Annotated in this window: 18 protein-coding genes and 1 tRNA gene; 1 reads left to right on the top strand and 18 read right to left on the bottom strand. The window is 42.5% G+C overall.

The genetic code is table 11. The features are described from left to right. Positions 1-41: 41 nt before the first annotated feature. The 7 genes from H7T99_RS07490 to H7T99_RS07460 all read right to left on the bottom strand — a co-directional run bounded on the left by H7T99_RS07490 (position 42) and on the right by H7T99_RS07460 (position 9423). Positions 42-299, bottom strand: coding sequence for a DUF896 family protein (locus H7T99_RS07490; RefSeq protein WP_037601985.1), 258 nt, complete (start codon positions 297-299; stop codon positions 42-44). Between the two features lie 33 nt (positions 300-332). Further along, entirely contained in the window at positions 333-2369 is a 2037-nt protein-coding gene (gene glyS, locus H7T99_RS07485; protein ID WP_037601983.1) for a glycine--tRNA ligase subunit beta, read from the bottom strand. A gap of 281 nt (positions 2370-2650) precedes the next feature. Further along, positions 2651-3568 carry a glycine--tRNA ligase subunit alpha gene (gene glyQ / locus H7T99_RS07480; protein ID WP_002886077.1) on the bottom strand — a complete coding sequence of 306 codons (918 nt, stop codon included), beginning with the start codon at positions 3566-3568 and terminating at the stop codon, positions 2651-2653. Between the two features lie 457 nt (positions 3569-4025). Then, on the bottom strand, positions 4026-5270 hold the full coding sequence (locus tag H7T99_RS07475) for a membrane protein (protein WP_037601981.1): 1245 nt from the start codon (positions 5268-5270) through the stop codon (positions 4026-4028). A 105-nt stretch (positions 5271-5375) separates the two neighbouring features. After that, the gene (gene nagA / locus H7T99_RS07470) at positions 5376-6524 is read right to left on the bottom strand and encodes an N-acetylglucosamine-6-phosphate deacetylase (RefSeq protein WP_037602120.1); all 1149 of its coding nucleotides are present in this window, start codon (positions 6522-6524) and stop codon (positions 5376-5378) included. A gap of 84 nt (positions 6525-6608) precedes the next feature. Then, on the bottom strand, positions 6609-8240 hold the full coding sequence (locus H7T99_RS07465) for a Na/Pi cotransporter family protein (RefSeq protein WP_002890237.1): 1632 nt from the start codon (positions 8238-8240) through the stop codon (positions 6609-6611). Positions 8241-8376: 136 nt separating this feature from the next. Further along, positions 8377-9423 carry an SH3 domain-containing protein gene (locus H7T99_RS07460; RefSeq protein ID WP_037601978.1) on the bottom strand — a complete coding sequence of 349 codons (1047 nt, stop codon included), beginning with the start codon at positions 9421-9423 and terminating at the stop codon, positions 8377-8379. Between the two features lie 225 nt (positions 9424-9648). On the opposite strand from H7T99_RS07460, the gene H7T99_RS07455 reads away from it, so the two are divergent. Next, entirely contained in the window at positions 9649-10155 is a 507-nt protein-coding gene (locus tag H7T99_RS07455) for a YgjV family protein (protein ID WP_037601976.1), read from the top strand. Between the two features lie 18 nt (positions 10156-10173). On the opposite strand, the gene H7T99_RS07450 is transcribed toward H7T99_RS07455, so the two are convergent. The 11 genes from H7T99_RS07450 to tkt all read right to left on the bottom strand — a co-directional run bounded on the left by H7T99_RS07450 (position 10174) and on the right by tkt (position 19265). After that, positions 10174-10995 carry a Cof-type HAD-IIB family hydrolase gene (locus tag H7T99_RS07450; protein ID WP_037601974.1) on the bottom strand — a complete coding sequence of 274 codons (822 nt, stop codon included), beginning with the start codon at positions 10993-10995 and terminating at the stop codon, positions 10174-10176. A gap of 17 nt (positions 10996-11012) precedes the next feature. Next, entirely contained in the window at positions 11013-11669 is a 657-nt protein-coding gene (locus H7T99_RS07445; RefSeq protein ID WP_037601972.1) for a glucosaminidase domain-containing protein, read from the bottom strand. 90 nt (positions 11670-11759) lie between these two features. Then, positions 11760-12101 (bottom strand): P-II family nitrogen regulator, encoded by a 342-nt coding sequence (locus H7T99_RS07440; protein ID WP_002886165.1) that lies wholly within the window; start codon positions 12099-12101, stop codon positions 11760-11762. 10 nt (positions 12102-12111) lie between these two features. Next, positions 12112-13347 (bottom strand): ammonium transporter, encoded by a 1236-nt coding sequence (locus H7T99_RS07435; protein WP_037601969.1) that lies wholly within the window; start codon positions 13345-13347, stop codon positions 12112-12114. A gap of 137 nt (positions 13348-13484) precedes the next feature. Next, positions 13485-14351, bottom strand: a complete 867-nt coding sequence (gene rsmI, locus H7T99_RS07430; RefSeq protein ID WP_037601967.1) for a 16S rRNA (cytidine(1402)-2'-O)-methyltransferase — start codon at positions 14349-14351, stop codon at positions 13485-13487. A 2-nt stretch (positions 14352-14353) separates the two neighbouring features. Further along, positions 14354-14674, bottom strand: a complete 321-nt coding sequence (gene yabA / locus H7T99_RS07425; protein WP_002887582.1) for a DNA replication initiation control protein YabA — start codon at positions 14672-14674, stop codon at positions 14354-14356. Then, positions 14661-15467, bottom strand: coding sequence for a regulatory iron-sulfur-containing complex subunit RicT (gene ricT / locus H7T99_RS07420; protein ID WP_037601965.1), 807 nt, complete (start codon positions 15465-15467; stop codon positions 14661-14663). Before ricT ends, yabA begins: the two co-directional genes overlap by 14 nt. Further along, positions 15464-16339 carry a DNA polymerase III subunit delta' gene (locus H7T99_RS07415; protein ID WP_037601963.1) on the bottom strand — a complete coding sequence of 292 codons (876 nt, stop codon included), beginning with the start codon at positions 16337-16339 and terminating at the stop codon, positions 15464-15466. The genes ricT and H7T99_RS07415 overlap by 4 nt, the downstream gene beginning before the upstream one ends. A gap of 8 nt (positions 16340-16347) precedes the next feature. Next, the gene (gene tmk, locus H7T99_RS07410) at positions 16348-16977 is read right to left on the bottom strand and encodes a dTMP kinase (RefSeq protein ID WP_037601961.1); all 630 of its coding nucleotides are present in this window, start codon (positions 16975-16977) and stop codon (positions 16348-16350) included. A gap of 124 nt (positions 16978-17101) precedes the next feature. Next, positions 17102-17174 (bottom strand) — tRNA-Thr (locus H7T99_RS07405). A gap of 105 nt (positions 17175-17279) precedes the next feature. Further along, on the bottom strand, positions 17280-19265 hold the full coding sequence (gene tkt, locus H7T99_RS07400) for a transketolase (RefSeq protein ID WP_037601959.1): 1986 nt from the start codon (positions 19263-19265) through the stop codon (positions 17280-17282). Positions 19266-19383: the final 118 nt, after the last annotated feature.

Raw genomic sequence — 19383 nt, 5'->3', positions numbered from 1 at the left:
AACAAGGGCTTGGAAAACTTCCAAACCCTTGTTACTAGTTATTATGATTCAGGATCATCAAGGCTACGACCATGCAAGCCTTTTTCACGTTGTATTTGACGTAGTTTCTCAGGTGTCACATCGTTACCTTCTTCGTCAACCACTTTAATTCCTTCGATGTGGTGACGAACTGAGCGACGATAACCATCAATGTATTCTTCACGAAGTTTTGCTTGTTCTACCGCTTCTTCTGGCGTCAAACCTTCTGTTTTTTTCTTTTTAGCAAGCTCATTGATACGAGCAATTTTTTCAGGTGTCATAATAAGACCTACTTTCTACCTGCCATCAGGTCATTATTTTGTGTTCAATTGGTTGAAAGCTGCGACAGCGTTAGCTTTCGCTACGAGACCTGCAAGAAGGGCCAAACGGTTATTTTTAACAGTCTCATCCTCTGCCATTACCATCGTGTTGTCAAAGAAGGCATCGATGACTGGGCTAAGAGCGAAAAGCTGAGCCAATTTGTCACTAGCTGAACCAGTCAATTTAAGCTCTTCAATTGCTTTAGAAAGGGCTTTTTCTTGATCATTTTCAAAGAGACTGGCATCGACTGTTACTGAAGCATCTGCTTTTTCTGCCAAGTTGAAGGCACGTGAGAGTGATTCAACAGCTGCCTTGTAACCATCAGCCTTAGCAGCTTCTGAGAGGGCGTCAGCTGCTTCAAGCATATCCGCAACCACGAAGTTTGAACCAGCAAGAACGGCTTCTTTGATATCTTTTGATGTGCGTCCCATCATCTTGTCCACACGCGCTTTGATGAAGTTGATGACTTCTGCTTGATTGTCATAAGAAAGACTATCAAATGAAAGGGCGTAAAGGCTGTCGATCAACTCATCCATAGGGATGTGCCAACCAAAAGCATCCAAGATACGAACAATCCCTTGTGTTGCACGACGAAGCGCATAAGGGTCATTAGAACCTGATGGAATCAAGCCAACTGAGAAGAAGGAAAGGAGGGTATCCAATTTATCTGCAAGCGCAAGGATGGCACCAACCTTAGTCTCTGGAAGTGCTCCGTCTGCTGAATCAGGAAGGTAGTGCTCACGGATAGCTGTCGCAACCGCAGCATCTTCACCGGCAAGGAGGGCGTATTTTTCACCCATGATTCCTTGCAATTCATCGAACTCTCCGACCATACCAGTCAAGAGGTCAAATTTGTAGATTTCAGCTGCACGCGCTACGGCTGCCGTTTCTTCGGCAGTCAAACCAGCTTGTTCAGCCAATGACGCGGCAATGACACCAGCACGGGCCATGTGTTCTGAGAGAGAACCGATTTTTTCATGGAAAGTCACGTTAGCCAATTTAGCAACGAGGTCTTCAATCTTAAGTTTTTGGTCTTCACGCCAGAAGAATTCACCATCTTCAAGACGGGCCACCAATACTTTTTCATTTCCTCGGATAACATTTTCCAAGTGCTCAGCGTTACCATTACGGACTGAGATGAAGTTTGGTTTAAGCTTACCGTCAAGGTCACGTACAACAAAGTAACGTTGGTGCGTTTCCATTGATGTCACCAAGACTTCTTCTGGAACGTCCAAATATTTAGTGTCAAAACTTCCCATAAAGGCAGTTGGATATTCGACCAAGTTCAAGACTTCATTCAAAAGACCTTCTTCGATTTGGACTTGAACACCATGTTCTGCTTCGATAGCTTTGATTTGCTCACGAATCATGTTTTCACGTTCTTTGCTATCCGCAATCACGTAAACAGTACGAAGGTCTTCCTCATAAGAATCCGCATTGGTAATTTCCACTTCATGTCCAAGGAAACGATGTCCACGACTCACACGACCTGACTTGATATCCAAGAAGTCAAGGTCAAGCGCTTCATCGCCCAAAAGAACTGTCAAGGTGTGAACTGGGCGAATGTATTCAAATGTGTTGTTAGCCCAGTGCATGCTGACAGGGAAAGTCAATGAAGCAAGCACTTCTGGAACGCCAGCCAAGACTTCTTTGGCAGGTTTTCCAGCTTCGTGTTTAGTAACATAAACGTACTCTTCACCTTTGACTTCACGGAATTCGATATCGTCAACAGTCAAGCCTTTCCCACGGACAAATCCTTGCGCCGCTTTTGAGAAGTTACCTTCTGCATCCAAAGCGATTTTCTTAGAAGGACCTTTAAAATCTTCGGTCAAATCGGATTGTTGATCAGCCAAACCAATCACACGGACTGCCAAACGGCGTGGTGTTGAGAAGGTTTGAATGCTTTCGTATGAGAGACGGTTATCATCCAAGAAGGCTGCCATTTTTTCACCGAGTTGTTTTTCACTTGGTGTGACAACGTAGGCTGGCAACTCTTCAAGTCCAAGTTCTACTAATAAGTTTTTTGTCATGTTTTTTCCTTTACAAAATTCTTTTTTCGATAGGCGCCTTAGGTACTGGGGACGTTGCTAACTAACTTTGTGAGGCTGTATGGAAATCTGGTGTCTCCTTGACATAGATTTCCAACAGTCTCATCAAAGTGGATTTAGCTAACTGATTTTTGAACCTAACGTTTCAAAAATTCCCATATACCAGTACAGCGGTGCCTATCCCTTTAGCAAGTCTTCGACTTGCCTCTGGGTAGCCATGTGGGCTCACTAGGTTCGCCCATTTTCCATTCTTGTAACTTTGCTTATTCTTCCTCTTCTGCTAGGAGTTTTGCGCGTGTGGCTTCATCAAGAAGTGGGTAACCAAGTTTCTTACGTTCTGCAACGAAGGTTTTGGCTACGACACGGGCCAAGTTACGGATGCGGGCAATGTAACCGGCACGTTCTGTAACGGACACTGCTCCACGAGCATCTAGCAAGTTAAAAGTATGTGAACATTTCAAAACGTAGTCATAGGCAGGGTGAACAAGACCCAATTCCAAAGCACGTCCTGCTTCTTTTTCAAATTTTTCGAAGTTTTCAAGAAGCATGTCTTGGTCAGAAACTTCAAAGCTGTATTTTGAGTGTTCGTATTCTGGTTGAAGGAAGATTTCCCCGTATTTAACGCCTGGAGCCCACTCAATATCGTAAACAGAATCTACTTCTTGGATGTAAGAAGCCAAACGTTCCAAACCGTAAGTGACCTCAGAAGTTACCGGACCAGTTGCCAATCCACCAACTTGTTGGAAGTAGGTGAACTGAGTGATTTCCATACCGTCAAGCCAAACTTCCCAACCAAGACCAGCTGAACCAGTTGATGGGTTTTCCCAGTTATCTTCAACGAAACGAATATCGTGTTCCAAAGGATTGATGCCCAATTTTTCCAATGACTCAAGGTAGAGCTCTTGGATGTTTGATGGAGAAGGTTTCATAACCACTTGGAATTGGTGGTGTTGGTAAAGGCGGTTTGGGTTTTCCCCGTAACGACCATCTGCTGGACGACGAGATGGCTCTACATAAGCCGCATTCCATGGCTCAGGACCAATGGCACGAAGGAAAGTGTAAGGACTCATGGTTCCCGCACCTTTTTCATTATCATAAGCCTGCATGAGCATACAACCCTGGTCATTCCAGTATTGTTGCAAAGTCAAAATAATTTCTTGAAATGTTAATTTCTTAGACATTGAATACTCCTTGATTAAAAATGATTTCTTGCGACACGAGTCTGCCTCGTCGATTATACGAGGCAGGACGAGTTAGTACTGCGTCTAGCTCAGGCACCCTAGTGCTGAGCGTGGGGCAGTCCGACTGTAAGGAGGTCTCTGCCACTGACGCAGTGGAAGGTTAGTTTTTTAGACATGTTTTACTCCTTATTCATAAAGTTTCTTGTGACTCAGGATACAAAAAGAACCGTGTCTCTGCTCCTAAGTCGTTTGACCTAGGGGCGTCAGAAACGCGGTTCCACCCTAATTTATTACTTCATTTTATCTGTTTGTCTTCAGCCATTTGCTGAGAGAAAGCGCCACTTGCCTACTTTGCTCTACTTGGCTTCCACTGTCCCAAGCTCGCTAGAAAAACGCCATAAGCCCTTCTTTCTTGTCAGTATTATAGCAGAAATAGAGAAACTTGTAAAATAAAATTCTAATCCTTCTTACTAATCCCCATTTCCTGACGAACATGCGCATGGGAGTCTTCATGGAGAATATCATTATCAAGAATTGAGGCTTCTCGAAGTTCTTCGGCCTTTTTCTTGTCCCGATGGGTCAAGTCTTGATTGGGATCATAAGCTTTCTCAACGATAGACAAAAGATGATTTCGAATTTCCTTTTCCTTACGAATCTTAGCTTTTTTGCGGTAGCTAGCAACAACTAGCACTACCAACATCAGCATTCCCAGATAACCGATAATAGGATACATAACCGCTACCAGTTGACGGAAGCCCATGAAGGAAATAGCAAAACCAGCAAGGGCAAATGCGGCCACAAAGAACTTGAAGCGTTTCTCACTACCTGCTGAGAAGCGTTTCCCAAGGGCATAGTAGAGACTAAAGACGGTATTAAAAATCAAACCAAAGATCACCAAGGCGTAAAGTGTCGCAAAGATAGGATTCACTTCCTTAGCAATAGCCAACATAGGAACATCCGAGCTAGCAATTTTATCACTGTTAGCAAAGAGGATCAATGTTGTGACAAAGAAAATCACACCAACCATAAATCCTCCCCAGGCTCCACTCTTTTCGGCTTCATTGATTTTGAGAATAGAGCCACCCATGACAAAGGCCATGGCTATGGCTGACATGACACAAACGGCAAAATAATTAACCACAGACAGCCAAACACTTGGAAAGGGAGATTGAATGGTTTGCGACACCTTATCCATCTCGGCAAAATCCCAGTGACGCCCTAAAACATTGGTCACGAATATCATGGCAATCATAACCAAAATCATAGGGGTAAAAATTCCAATAACACCAATGATTTTTTTGAAATCTAGGAAACTCACAAAGATTGTCAGAGCTGTACACAGGAAGGCACCTACCCAAATCGGAAAGCCGAACTGTTGGTTTAGGTTAGCCCCTGCCCCCGCTGTCATAACAAAGCCAAACAGGAAACAAGTGATAATCAAAGCGATATCCAAAATACGGTAGATAACAGGGTGACTGATTTCTGCCAGGACTACTGAGTGATCGTCTGAGCGGTAATAACTTCCCAGAGCAATCATGAGTCGCCCAAAGCCAACATGCAAAACTCCTAGAACTATGACACCTATCAGTCCCCAGGCTCCAAAACTAACAAAATACTGTAAGAGGTCCTGTCCTGAAGATACCCCTGCACCAATCATTACACCGACATAGGCCAGGGCAATGCTCCAAATACGTTTTGACATATTACCTCCTGTAAAATACAAAGTATTTTTATTTTACACTACTCTAACACCTTTGTAAAAATCAATAAAAAACAGCACTTTCATAAGAAAGTGCTACTCATACTCTTATTTTTCCCAACCTTTTCGTCCATCAACAAAGGTTGCTTGTAAGTCCAAGGAGTCATCTAATACAATAAAATCAGCTGGTAAACCTGCTTTTAGGCTTCCGCAAGTATTTTCAAGCCCAACCGATTTAGCTGGAACACTAGTGGCCATTTGTAAGGCTTGAGCAACTGTCACAAGTCCCCAATCAACCACATGTTTGACTCCGTCTTTAAGTTGTAAGATAGATCCAGCTAGATTACCACCTTCTTTGAGGCGGGCGGTACCATTTTCAACAATAACAGGAAGTTCGCCTAACATATAGTCGCCGTCCGGACAGCCTCCCGCTGACATACAGTCTGTAATTAGGGCAACTCCTTGAGGTGTCTTTTGCTTGATAAGAACTTTACAAGCTGCAGGGACCACGTGATGACCATCTGCAATCAGCTCACCAATAGTTTCTGGACTATCGAAGGCTGCCCCAACCATACCTGGCTCACGGTGGGTAAAGCCACGCATCCCGTTGTAGACGTGAACCCAAACGGACGCCCCAGCTTCCACTGCTGCCATGGCTTCTTCATATGTGGCATTGGAATGACCTAGAGCGATGGTCACACCTTGCTTGGTTGCTTCTTGGATAAATTCAGCCACTCCCTCACGTTCAGGAGCAAGGGCCAATTTAATCAGTTTTCCTTGAGCCGCCTCCTGCCATTCCTTCAATTGTTCCACACTTGGATTGCCCATATACTTAGGATTTTGAGCTCCCTTGTAGGTTTCAGTGAAATAAGGTCCTTCAAAGAAGAGCCCTTGAATTTTGGCGCCAGTCTCCTTACCAACCGTATTAGCTGTTGTTTGGCAAATTGCCTTCAACTCTTCAAATGGCGCTGTTAAAGCTGTCGGTAAGAAGGAGGTCACACCTGCTGAAAGCAAGGCCTGACTCATGCCTAGAAGACTTTCCTCAGAATTATCCATGACATCATAACCCGCAAATCCATGAATGTGAGTATCTACAAGACCCGGAGAAATCTGATAATCACTGTAATCTAATACCTCTGCACCTTCTGGTACATTTTCCGTCCAGTCACCAAAACGGCTATCCTCAACCGCTAGGTAGCCACCTTCCTTGATTTTATGTTCAAAATAAAAACGCTTGGCTGAAATATAATAGGTCATAGGACCACCTCTCATCATTTTTCTATGTTTTTAATACGCTTTCATTATAACAAAAAAGCCGAGAAATTTTCTCGACTTTCTCTATTAAATCACACCTTCTGTAACCTTTTCAACAAGGTTAATCGCATGATCTGCGATACGTGTGTAATGTGAGAGGTAATCAACATAGTTGATACCTGCTTGCGCAGTACACTCACCATTGTTAAGACGTTTGGTATGTATTTTACGCAATTGTTTTTCAAGTTTTTCCAACTCTTCATGGCGAAGGATGACTTGACCTGCAAGTACCTTATCGTCATCTACAACAACACGAATACTATCAAGGGCGATACGGTGAGTACGGTTGTAAACATCCGCAAGCTCAGCCTTGGCAGTATCAGAAAATTCAATTCCCTTATTATGAATGTGTTGTGAAAGGTTTGCACTTGCAACTGCAAGGTCACCAATACGCTCCAAGTCACGAACAGAGTCAAGCACACTTGCCAACACTTCATTTTCAGAAACGCTTAGAGATTCGTTAGAGATGTCAATCAAATAAGTTGTCAACTCTTCATCAATACTATTAACTGCTGTTTCATACTTCTCAACCTTATCGAAGTATTTTTCATCTCCCTTAGCAAAGAAAGCATAGGAAGCTTCCAAAGACTGGATGGCGTACGATGCCAAGTGCACCAATTCTTTCTTAGCATTACCAAGGGCGATAGCTGGTGCTTGTGTGATAAGCAAACGGTCCAAGTAGAGTGCTTCGTACTTGTTAATCTCATCTTCACCAGGAATAATCTTAGTCACAAGGTAAGCCAAGAGTCCGATGAATGGGAATTGAACAATAGTATTTGCGATGTTAAAAGTACCGTGAGCAAAGGCGATAGTCATCTCAGGTGTCAAACCAAGCACAGACTTAAACCATTGAATCAAGGCTGTGAATGGTACCAAGAGAATCAAACACAAGACCGTCCCAATGACGTTGAACAGGACGTGAGCCCCTGCCACACGTTTGGCTGCAATGTTTGAACCAAGAGCAGCTAGAACCGCTGTGATAGTCGTCCCGATATTATCCCCAAAAAGGATTGGAAGGGCACCTTGCAGATCAAGCAAACCACCCGAGTAGAGACTCTGAAGAATACCGATGGTCGCTGCTGACGACTGAATCAACATGGTCAAGCCAGCACCGATGATAACCCCCATGACTGGGCGATCACCCAAGGTTGCCAGGTAATCCTTAAAGGCTGTAACTGACTTCAAAGGCTCAACCGCATCTCCCATAAGGTTAAGGGCAAAGAAAATCCCCCCTACACCAAACAAGATACGACCTAGGTTATTGAGCTTCTTATTGCTTGTAAAGAAGAGAAGCGCAGCTCCCAGGAAAATCACTGGAAGGGCATAGTCACCAAGCTTGAAACCAATCATGAAGGAAGTTACGGTTGTCCCGATGTTTGCCCCCATGACAATACCAATAGCCTGACGAAGACTTAAAAGCCCTGCCGAAACCAGACCGACGACAATAACGGTAACCCCTGAACTCGACTGAATCAAGGCCGTCATGACAATACCAATCAAAACCCCTAAAAACGGGTTACTGGTATACTTATCGATGTAAAAACGCAACTTATCTCCGGCTGCTTGTTGAAGACCATCTCCCATGTACTTGATACTAAAAAGGAAAAGCCCCAAACCACCGAGGAAAGAAAACGCAATATCTTGCCAATTTACTGACACATTTTTGTCCTCATTATTTAAAATTTTTCGGTAAAACCGACCTTTCTATTGTATCGATTTATTAGGGAATAAACAAGGCTTTTCCACAAAATAATAGAAAGATCAGAAGAAAATCTGACCTTTCTAGATATCTCAATTAATCCACTTGAACATAACGGCGAACACCACTATAGCTGATGTAAGAAATCCAACTATGACCATCTTGATTAACCTTCATATCAAAGTTAATCTGATTACCTGCTTCTAAGTAAAATTCAACTGGAGCCGTATCACTAGGAGTATTCTTGACAGCCGTACGTTTGGTAAGCTTGTAGCTGCCAGATTCTGCAATACCACTATCAATTGGAAGTTGATTGTCAGTAACTGTCACGTCTTTAGGTAGCGTCATATTATCTGATTCTTTTAAGTAGACCTTTGTTCCTCCAGTACTGGTTACTTGAATGGTATCTTGTTCGTAGCTTGGACCAGAAATAGCTGCTTTTTTAGAGACAAAGCTAATATCTCCAACGATACCAGAGGTGTCCCCCCTATCTCTTGAGAGGGTGGCATCATACTTACCTGAGCCCTCTTGATAATTATCTTTCGGGTGCACATAATTGTGAACTGTCGCTTGGCCTTGTGCAGTTATATCTCCTACTAGGCTAGTATTGTTAAAGACCAGACGACTGCCATCACTAGACTTCCAAGTTCCGGCAATACTATCAAACCGACCACGCGCTACCGCACTCACATCCATATCCACAGTGGTCACTTGCGTATCCGTTTTAGCTTGAGCTTGACTGCTTGAAGTTTGACTATCACTTGAGCTCTTCGGAGCTTGAGATTGACTCGCTGAAGACTTAGGAGCCTGGGACTGGCTGCTTGAGGAAGCTGATGAACTCTTTGAAGATGATGATTGAGACTGACTGCTACTCGAACTTGGGGCAGAAGCCTTTTGACTACTTTGCGCGCTTGAAGATTCCGTCTTTGAACCCGAAGATTCCTTGACCTTAGCACTAGACTTGCTAGTCTTACCGCTATCTTTACTAGATGATTTAGCCTTACTTGATGAGGTCACCTGGCTGCTATTAGGCGTCTTATCTGCTGAACTGGATTCCTTATGGCTGGAACAGGCCGTCAGCAAAGCCATTGAGGAAAGGGTAACCATTGAAAGCACGATTGCTTGGGAAAATTTGTTTTTCATAATCATTTCCTCATTTCTAGTCTATCACATAAAGTAAAGATAGGACCTATGTCACAAGGAAACACAGGGTTCTCTCTACTTTTAAGGGAACAATCTTATCTACACTTTTATTATATCATTTTCTAATGTAAACGCTAAGATATTAGCCTTGTAAATCCTAAAATAGAGATGAAAATATCTTGAATCCTTGTGATATAATAGAGACAAAAAATTGAAAGTTATACCATGACATTCTATCTTCTAGCACAAGTATTCTCAGCCATAGGTGCCCTATGTGTCGCTATATCCTCTTTTGCAAAATCAAAAAATAAGATGCTCGTCTGGCAAATTACCGACTATATTTTTACTGCTATTGCCAACCTGCTTCTCGGAGGCTATACCGGTGCTTTAACCATTAGTATTTCCATCATTCGTAATAGCTTGATGGTCAAAAAGAAGATGACCAAGGCTATCTTGACCATCCTCATCATTATTCAAATCATCTTAGGATCCTACCTCAATCAGCTTGGACTTATTGGCTATCTGCCAATCATCTCTTCAGTCTCTTATAGTTTAGCCATTGCCATCACACGAAACCTTCAGTGGCTTCGCTGGGTCATCATTGAGAATATGTTACTCTGGCTCATTTACGATTTGACCATTCAGGCTTACCCAGCTGCCGTCACTGATGTCACCATCACACTGACTACTCTTGTTGCCATTATTAAAAATCGAAAAACCTTTAGCAGATAGAAGCTAAAGGTCTTTTTCTTATAAAGCCCAAGTACGAATAGCGTGGGCTACGCCTGCCTCGTCATTTGTCAAGGTCACATACTTACACAACTCTTTAATATCGTCACTAGCATTACCCATGGCAACACTTTGACCGACGAATTTAAGCATTTCAAGGTCATTAGCAGCATCACCCAGAGCCATGATTTGATCTGGAGCAATTCCAAGTTTTTCCGCTAAATGCTTAAGTCCACTGGCCTTAGTTGCCCCCTGTGGCATGATTTCAAAGATATAGTCTTGGCTACGAACTGTGCTATAGCTTTGACTAAGTCTATCTTGCACAGCGTTTTGGAAGGCGTCCAAAGGTTCAGAATCAGCCATATACATGGCTTGGAAAATCACTTGGCCTTCCACAAAGATCTCTTCCAAACTTCTAGCCTTCGCTTCTGTGAAAACAGTGCTAGCATCATATGCTACTAGCTCAGGCACTTCATCGCCCACAACATAGTAAGTCTTCTCACCAGTAAAGGTTAGAGCCACCTCTGGAAAGCCTTCGCAAGCCTGCAAGAGTTCTTCCATCTCAGAGCGAGATAAACTTTCATATTGAAGCAAGTTCCAATTTTTTGTCTCATAAGTTGAACAACCATTGTTCATGATAATGTACTCTTCTTCACTCAGTCCTAATTTCTCAAAATGGGGAAGAATACCTGAACGTGGGCGTCCTGTACAAAGGACAATTTTGATACCTGCCGCAGCTGCTTCTTGAATAGCCTTAATATTCTCTACAGGAATCTCTTTTTGGCTATTTAAGAGCGTCCCGTCCATGTCAATTGCAATGAGTTTCACTTGGTTCTGATTCATTTTACTCTCCTTCGACCCTAATAAGTGTCATAAATGGTTAACTGGTATTGTTCAATGATGCTGTTTAATTTGTCGCCATAGGTTGTGTCCGTAGCGTAGACCCCTGTTAGGGCAGCTGTCGCATCCTTATAATTCTTAGTATTGGAACGGTGCACCCCTACATAGTAGCTTCCCTCAAGGAAATCCACATAGTCCTGTAAAGAATTTTCCACAGAGCCATAAGAACGAAAAGCCGCATCAATATAGTAAGGATTACCCTTACCATCATCCTCCCAAGTCGGTAGGGTCACACTTTGACCATTGTAATCCCCCTTAATCCCAAAGAAGTTATAGGACGGCTTCTGACTCAAAGTAGATTGTCCAGAGTCGGATTCCAAGATGGCCTGAGCTATCATAACAGATGCATAAAGATCATTTCTAGCTGCCAAATAGCGCGACGTCTCTCCAATCTCGGCAATAAAAGCAACTGTCCTCTCATCTGTAGATGTCATGTTCTTTTCCATAGTCAACTTTGGAAAATTTAAACTAGCTAGGAGTCCCAATAAGGCAAATAGGCCAATAAAAATCAGACTCCACTTTTGGAAAAATTTAGGAAAGAGCAAGAAAGACTTCTGTTTCTTTTTAGTTTTCTTAGGTCTAGCTTTAGACTTACTTTTCTTTTTTCCTTTTGCCAATTGGTCACCCCCTCAATCATACTAACTCCTCTAAGTATATCAAAATTCACTAAAAAAGACCCAAACCAACCGGTTTAAGCCTTCATTATATTAAATGGCGTCTCCACCACGTTCACCAGTACGAATGCGGATAACATCATCAATAGGAACAATAAAAATCTTCCCATCACCAACTTCTCCTGTCGCCACGGCGCTCCGAATGGCATCAACAACTTCGTCAACCGCCATATCCTTAACTACAATTTCAACCTTAACCTTAGCTAATAAGGTAGGAACAATGCGCTGTCCACGAACAAACTCTGCAAAGCCACGTTGATTACCATAACCCAGAACTTGACTTACAGTCATCCCCTTGGCCAAACCACTACCAGTCAAGGCATTTTTCAAATCTTCCAATTTATCCGAACGAATAATCGCTTCTACTTTTTTCATCTGTATTCTCCTACGAATCTAAGCCCATAAAGGTTGGATAGGCTGTTTCCTTGTGTTCACAGTCATCAAGACCAATAGCTTCATCACGGTCACTAACACGCAAAGGCATATAATGAGCAATTACTTTAATAATACCATAGGTCACAAGAGCAGACCAAATAGCTGTAAAGATAATAGCTAAAATAGTCACTATAAACAGATGCGCCTTTCCATAGATCAAACCAATATTAGCCTTATCTAGAGCTAAATCTGGTGTCGTAAAAATCGCAGTAGCCAAACCACCAAAGATTCCTCCAACGCCGTGGCAACCAAAAGCATCCAAAGCATCATCATAGGCAAAACGTTTCTTCAAGACAGAAATAGCATAAAAACAAATCGGACTAACCATAAGACCAATTAGAATCGCACTCCAAATTGAAACAAAACCAGCCCCAGGTGTGATTGCAACCAGACCTGCCACCAAACCGGTTGAACCACCAACCAAGGATGGATGTCCTGTGACATGTTTTTCAATTGCCAACCATGAAAACATGGCTGCAGCTGCTGAAACATGGGTGGTCACTAGCGCGTGAACTGCCAAGCCATTAGCAGCCAAGGCTGATCCTGCATTAAAGCCAAACCAACCAAACCATAAGAGACCCGCTCCCAATAGAACAAAAGGAACATTATGAGGACGGTGTTCTAAAATGGCAAAATCACGACGTTTCCCAACGACAATTGCCAGAACCAAGGCCGATACACCAGAGGTAATATGAACCACATCACCACCTGCGAAGTCAATCGTCCCCCATTTAGCAAGGAGCCCTTCGTCCCAAACCATATGTGCAAATGGATAGTAGACAAGAAGTAACCAAAAGACAACAAAAATGGCTAAAGGCGTAAAGCGCATCCTTCCTACTACTGAACCCGTCAAAATCGCCACACAGATAATCGAAAACATCATCTGAAAAGCAGCAAACAGCATATCAGGAATGGTTAGACCACGACTTGAAGCCGTTTCAGACACGCCATTTAAAAAAAGGTGACTGAAATTCCCAAAGAAACGACCATGTCCACCAAAGGATAAAGAATAACCAGCAATAACCCACAAAAGCGAGGCAATCGCTAAGGGAAGAACAGACATCATCATGGTATTGATAACATTCTTACGACGTCCAAGCCCACCATAGAAGAAGGCCAAGGCCGGTGTCATCAAACAAACCATGGCTGAACAAATCAATATAAAGGCACTGCTACCTGTATCCATGAAACCACTCCAATGCGTAAATTATTTTATGTCAGATAATATAACACAAAATTACGAGGCATACAAGTTTATTTGCGGAATTTTTTGATAATTCTTTCTTTTCTAACATCTTATGTTGCCACAAAAAAAAGAGCCTCTTAAACCCCATGAAAAAGGTTATAAAGCTCTTGTCTGTTCATTTTTCGCTCTTTAGCAACGGTTTTTATAGCCTGATTAGGTTTCATTCCAGAGGCAATTAAAGCTTCTATAGCCTCTACCGGGGTAACATTTGATGTTAGATTTTCTTCCTTATCATTTTCAGAAGCTCCAGCCACAATCAGTAAACATTCACCCTTGAGAGGATTACTAGCAATATAATCTAAAACTTCTGAAATAGATCCTCGTTGGTACTCTTCATAAAGCTTGGTCAATTCTCGAACTAAAGTTACTTGACGGTTGCCATAGACCTCATGCATATTTTCAAGAGTATCCGCCACACGGTAAGGTGACTCGTAAAAAATCTGTGTCTCAGGATAAGATACTTTTTCTTTAAAGAAATCAATCTGCTGTCCTTTTTTACGGGGTAGGAAGCCATAAAAAATATGAGGTTGAGGTGCTAAACCACTGGCAATCAAGGCTGTAATACCAGCCGATGCTCCCGGTAAGGCCACCACTGGAATATCCTCTGCAATGGCAGCTTTGACCAAATCATGCCCAGGATCCGAAATAGAAGGCATCCCCGCATCAGAAACCTGAGCCAAAGAAAGACCTGACTTCAAGCGCTCCAGTAAATCTGGAATTTTCTCATAAGCATTGTGCTCATGAAAAGAATACTGCTTCGTTTCAATCTCAAAATGCTTGAGCAAGAGACCCGTATTGCGCGTGTCCTCTGCACAAATAAGGTCTACCTCTTTCAAGATTTGAACACTGCGAAAAGTCATATCCTGCAAATTCCCAATAGGTGTGGGAACCAGGTAGAGGGTACCGTAGTTAGACTGCCCCTTAAAACTCTTTTGAACCTGCATGCTTAATCTCCGTACAACAATTCTGCACAGAAGCCACAAGCCTCATTATTATCACGACGTTGACCATAAAAATCTGGACAAATATGGAATCCATCATCATAAATGGCCTCGAGGTTCACCTTGCCATGAGACATCTTAGTTCCTGTCTCCTCTTGAACCACTTGACTCAAGTGCTCACGCAACTTGTCGTTTTCCAACTTAAGGGCTGTATTCTCATCAAGAATTCCTGAGAAGTTCGCCTTAATTGCTTCTACTTCTGCCAACATTGACATCAAATTTTGTGATAATTCTTCGAACTTATCATACAATTCACGCTTTTCCATTTAGCTGAACTTCCTCCACTCCATAAATTAGGGGCGCACGCCCTTTTTCAAACACAACCTTAATAGTCCCTGCAATCACATCAATGGCAACAACTTGACCTTTTCCATCCTTGGTTTCAATTTCTTGTCCCAAGTCAGGGTAATTAGCCTTGCTTTCTCTATAAAAATCATCTTCATAACTGAGACAGCACATGAGTCGGCCACAGACACCATTCATCTTACCAGAATTCAAGGACAAACTCTGATTTTTAGCCATCTTAATCGACACCGGTGGAAATTCACCCAAAAAGCTAGAACAACAAAGTGCACGTCCACAAGGTCCTAAACCACCATAAATCTTTGATTCCTCACGACTTGAAATTTGACGCAACTCAATGCGTGTCTTAAAGTAAGCTGCCAAATCCTTGAGCAACTGACGAAAATCGACTCTCTTTTCAGCCACAAAACTAATCAGTACATAAGAGCTATTTAGAGGAAAAACGATGTCAACCACTTTCATATCTAGTTGATTTTGAGTGATTAAATCAGCCACCACAGACATACTCTTTTCAGCCTTCAAAAGATTTTCATCATATCTGGCAAAATCCCTCTCTCCGGCTAGGCCTTCAACTCGATTCAAATCAGTAGGCAAACTAACTTCAGGAAAATTTGTATTCTCCACAACGACCTGAGCCAGACGCTTATCCTTTTTATCCAAAACGACTACAAAGTCATCTTTGGCATAATTTCTATCAGGTACAACATATTCTATTGTACCAGTTTCTTCAAATTTTATTCCAATGACTTCAGTCATGATAACACCATATACTCCATCGCATTTTGAAAGCTGACATTAGCTAGCCACATTTTTCGTGCCTCATATACTAAGTCTAGCCATCGTCTTGCTTGTGGATTTTGTATATCCTTCCCCAATTGATAAGTTAAAAAAGCCCAGACCATCTCTTGTTCTGACTTTTCACTACACTGGACAGCCAGTTTTGCAACATCCAGATAAAGCAGGTCCTGATTAGCCAGCAGAGACTGTGAAAAACGCTCCACTGTATTGACCAAATCAAGAACCTTATTATCCTTAGCTAACTCAAAAGCCTGTGCTTCATCCTTAGCAAAATCTGCCAAGACCTTAGCTTGTGTCAATAACAAACCTTCCTTCTGCAGCAAGTCTTCCAGATAAACTCTGTTCTTAGGAAAATAAAAGAGTTGAGCTCGGCTTTTAATCGTCGGTAACATATGACTATCATCAGCTGTCAAAAGAAAAATATAAATCTGACTTTGAGGTTCTTCAATAAACTTTAAGAGACTATTCGCAGCATTGACATGCATCTTGTCAGCATCTCGAATGATAAAAACCTGAGCCTGTCCCTCAAAGCTAGATTGACTAAACTCTCTGGTCAACTGACGAATCGTGTCCGTCTTAATAATCTGTCCTTGTGGTTCTACGAATTTAACATCAGAAAAATCCCCTTGTGCAATCAAGCGACAGGGACGACAGTGACCACAAGGAAGACCATTCTCAGGAGTCACACAAAACCGACTCTGCGCTAGCCAAATAGCCATGTCGAGACTTCCAAAATCACCCGAAAACAAATAAGCATGACTCAAACGATTTTCCCTGATAATTTGTGAAAACTCTTCAAACAGTTTGCTTTGACTTTCAGCTAACTTCATCTTGCTCCTTATAAATAGCCTTCAATTACTTTCCAAGCTTGCTCTACAACATCTTCAAAAGCCTGTGAGGCATCGATTAACTTGATACGTTCTGGTTCAGCCTTAGCCAAATCCAAATAACCTTGACGTACACGCTGATGCAAGTCAAGCTTCTCTAAATCTAAGCGGTTGACTTCACGTTCACCGCTGGCTGCAATGCGGGCCAAACCAGTTTCAGAATCCACATCAAATAACAAGGTCACGTCAGGTTTATAACCATCAGTCGCATAGGTATTTAACCAGGCAATCTCATCCTGATTCAAGCCACGACCAGTCCCTTGATAGGCAACTGATGAATCAATAAAACGATCCATAATGACCATATTGCCTTTTTCAAGCTCTGGCAAAACCTTCTCAACCAAGTGTTGGCGGCGAGCCGCAATATAGAGCAAGAGCTCTGTCTTAGCATCCATAGCCGTATTATTTACGTCCAGAATAACCTCACGGATTTGCTCTGCAATGGCTACTCCTCCTGGTTCACGTGTCGTTACGACTTTGGCTGGATAGGCTTCTCTAAGACGAGGCAAAAGTGCCTCCAAAACTGCAGTCTTTCCAGCACCGTCTGGTCCTTCGATTGAGATTAATAACCCTTTTGACATGATACTTCCTTTATTATTTCTTTACCTTTTATTTTATCAAATTTTAGCTCAAATGAACAATCTAGGACTAAAGAAAAAAGAGGTTTCTAAAACCTCCCCTTTAATATGTGAACACCTATGACCATGCCGATTGCAGGTTTCGAACCTGTGACCTACGCGTTACGAGTGCGTTGCTCTACCAACTGAGCTAAATCGGCTAACACAGTCATTCTAGCACTCTAGACCCAAAAGTCAAGCACTGTGTGAAGTTAAACACTTTTTACAAGAAAAAAGAACTTGGACGAGCCAAGCTCTTTCTTTTCTTACAATGATTTGTAAAGTTGACTTGCATTCTCAACAGTGAAACCATATTCTTTAAAGATACGGTCACCAGGTGCTGAGGCACCCCAAGTATCAATAGTAAGTGTTTTACCTGCAAGACCAACGTATTTGCCCCAACCAAAGCTAGTTCCAGCTTCGATAGCCAAACGTTTTGTCACAGCTGCTGGAAGAACTTCTTCTTTATATGCAGCATCTTGTTCATCAAAGAGATTTTGTGATGGCATTGAAACAACACGGACATGCACGCCTTCAGCTTCAAGAGCCGCTTGAGTATCAAGAGCCAATTTCACTTCAGAACCTGTCGCAATGATGATACCATCAAGATCACCTTTAGCTTCTGAGATGATGTAAGCCCCTTTATTGACACCAGTTTCAGCATTTTCAGCTGTACCATCAAGGACTGGCAAGTTTTGACGTGTCAAGACTAGCATTGTTGGACGTTCAGTCTCAGCCAAGGCACGTTTCCATGCTGCATTAGTTTCATTACCATCTGCAGGACGGATAACATTAAGGTTAGGCATTGAACGCACACTTGCCAATTGTTCGATTGGTTCGTGAGTAGGTCCATCTTCACCAACTGCTACTGAGTCGTGTGTCATAACATAAGTTACTGGCAAGTTTTGAAGTGCTGCCATACGTACTGCTGGAAGCAAGTAGTTTGAGAAGACGAAGAAAGTACCACCATAAACACGAGTACCACCATGAAGAGCAATACCATTCATCGCTGCAGCCATAGCAAACTCACGTACACCGAACCAAATATTACGTCCAGCATAGTTGTCTGGTTGGAAATCAGACTCAGCCTTAACCATAGTATTGTTAGAAACTGAAAGGTCTGCTGAACCTCCCCAGAATGAAGGAACTTGTTCAGAAATCTGTTGGATAGCTTGTTGGCTTGACACACGGCTAGCTACTGCTGAACCCAATTCATGAGCATTCAAGTCAACGTGTACAGGTTCATTCGCAAAGGCAGCCTTGTATTCAGCAGCCAATTCTGGGTAAGCAGCTTCATATTCTGCAAATTTAGTTTGCCAAGCATTTTCAGCAGCTTCACCACGGAATTTAATACCAACTTCGAAACGACGAGCGACTTCATCTGGAACTGTAAAGGCTGGGGCATCATAACCATAAACATCTTTTGCGTGATCAATGCCGTCTTGACCAATTGGAGCACCGTGGACAGCTGATGTTCCTTGGCCTTCAGCTCCGTAACCAATGATTGTCTTAACTTCGATAATAGATGGTTTATCTGTCTCAGCCTTAGCTTCTTCAATAGCTTTAGCAATAGCTTCCAAATCATTACCATCTTTAACAAGAATGTGTTGCCAACCATAAGCTTCAAACTTAGCCTTAACATCTTCTGTGAAAGCCATTGAAGTTGGTCCATCAAGTGAGATATCATTTGAATCGTAAAGAAGTACCAACTTACCAAGTTTAAGGTGACCAGCAAGACTAGCAGCTTCTTGAGAAACACCTTCCATCAAACAACCATCGCCATGGAGGGCATAAGTATAATGGTCAACAATATCAAAACCAGGTTTGTTAAATTTAGCTGCCAAGTGCGCTTCAGCCATTGCCATACCTACAGCATTAGCAATCCCTTGACCAAGAGGTCCTGAAGTCGCTTCAACACCATCTGTATGGTTAACTTCAGGGTGACCTGGAGTCTTAGATCCCCATTGACGGAAGTTCTTCAAGTCGTCCATTGTCACGTCGTAGCCAGAAAGGTGCAAGAGACTATAAAGCAAGGCAGAACCATGACCTGCAGAAAGAACAAAACGGTCACGGTTTGTCCAGTTACGGCTAGTCTTTGGATTAACATTCATCACATGGTTCCAAAGTACATAAGCCATTGGCGCTGCACCCATAGGAAGACCTGGGTGTCCAGAATTCGCGGCTTGAATGGCCTCGATTGAAAGCGAACGAATAGTGCTGACCGCCATTTGGTCAATTGCATCAAAAGTCATGATTTCTAATTCTCCTCTTCTTGGAAAAATGCGGAGCATACAGACTATCAGTGCCTGCGCTCTAGTTATACTATTCTCATTATAGCATATTATCTGCCTCTTGGGACAATCCAATTGT

The organism is Streptococcus sp. 17.1, from assembly GCF_016648655.1.
Classification (GTDB): Bacteria; Bacillota; Bacilli; order Lactobacillales; family Streptococcaceae; genus Streptococcus; species Streptococcus salivarius_E.
Note: the sequence above shows the minus strand (reverse complement) of the source record. Positions and strands in the feature narration are given on the sequence as shown.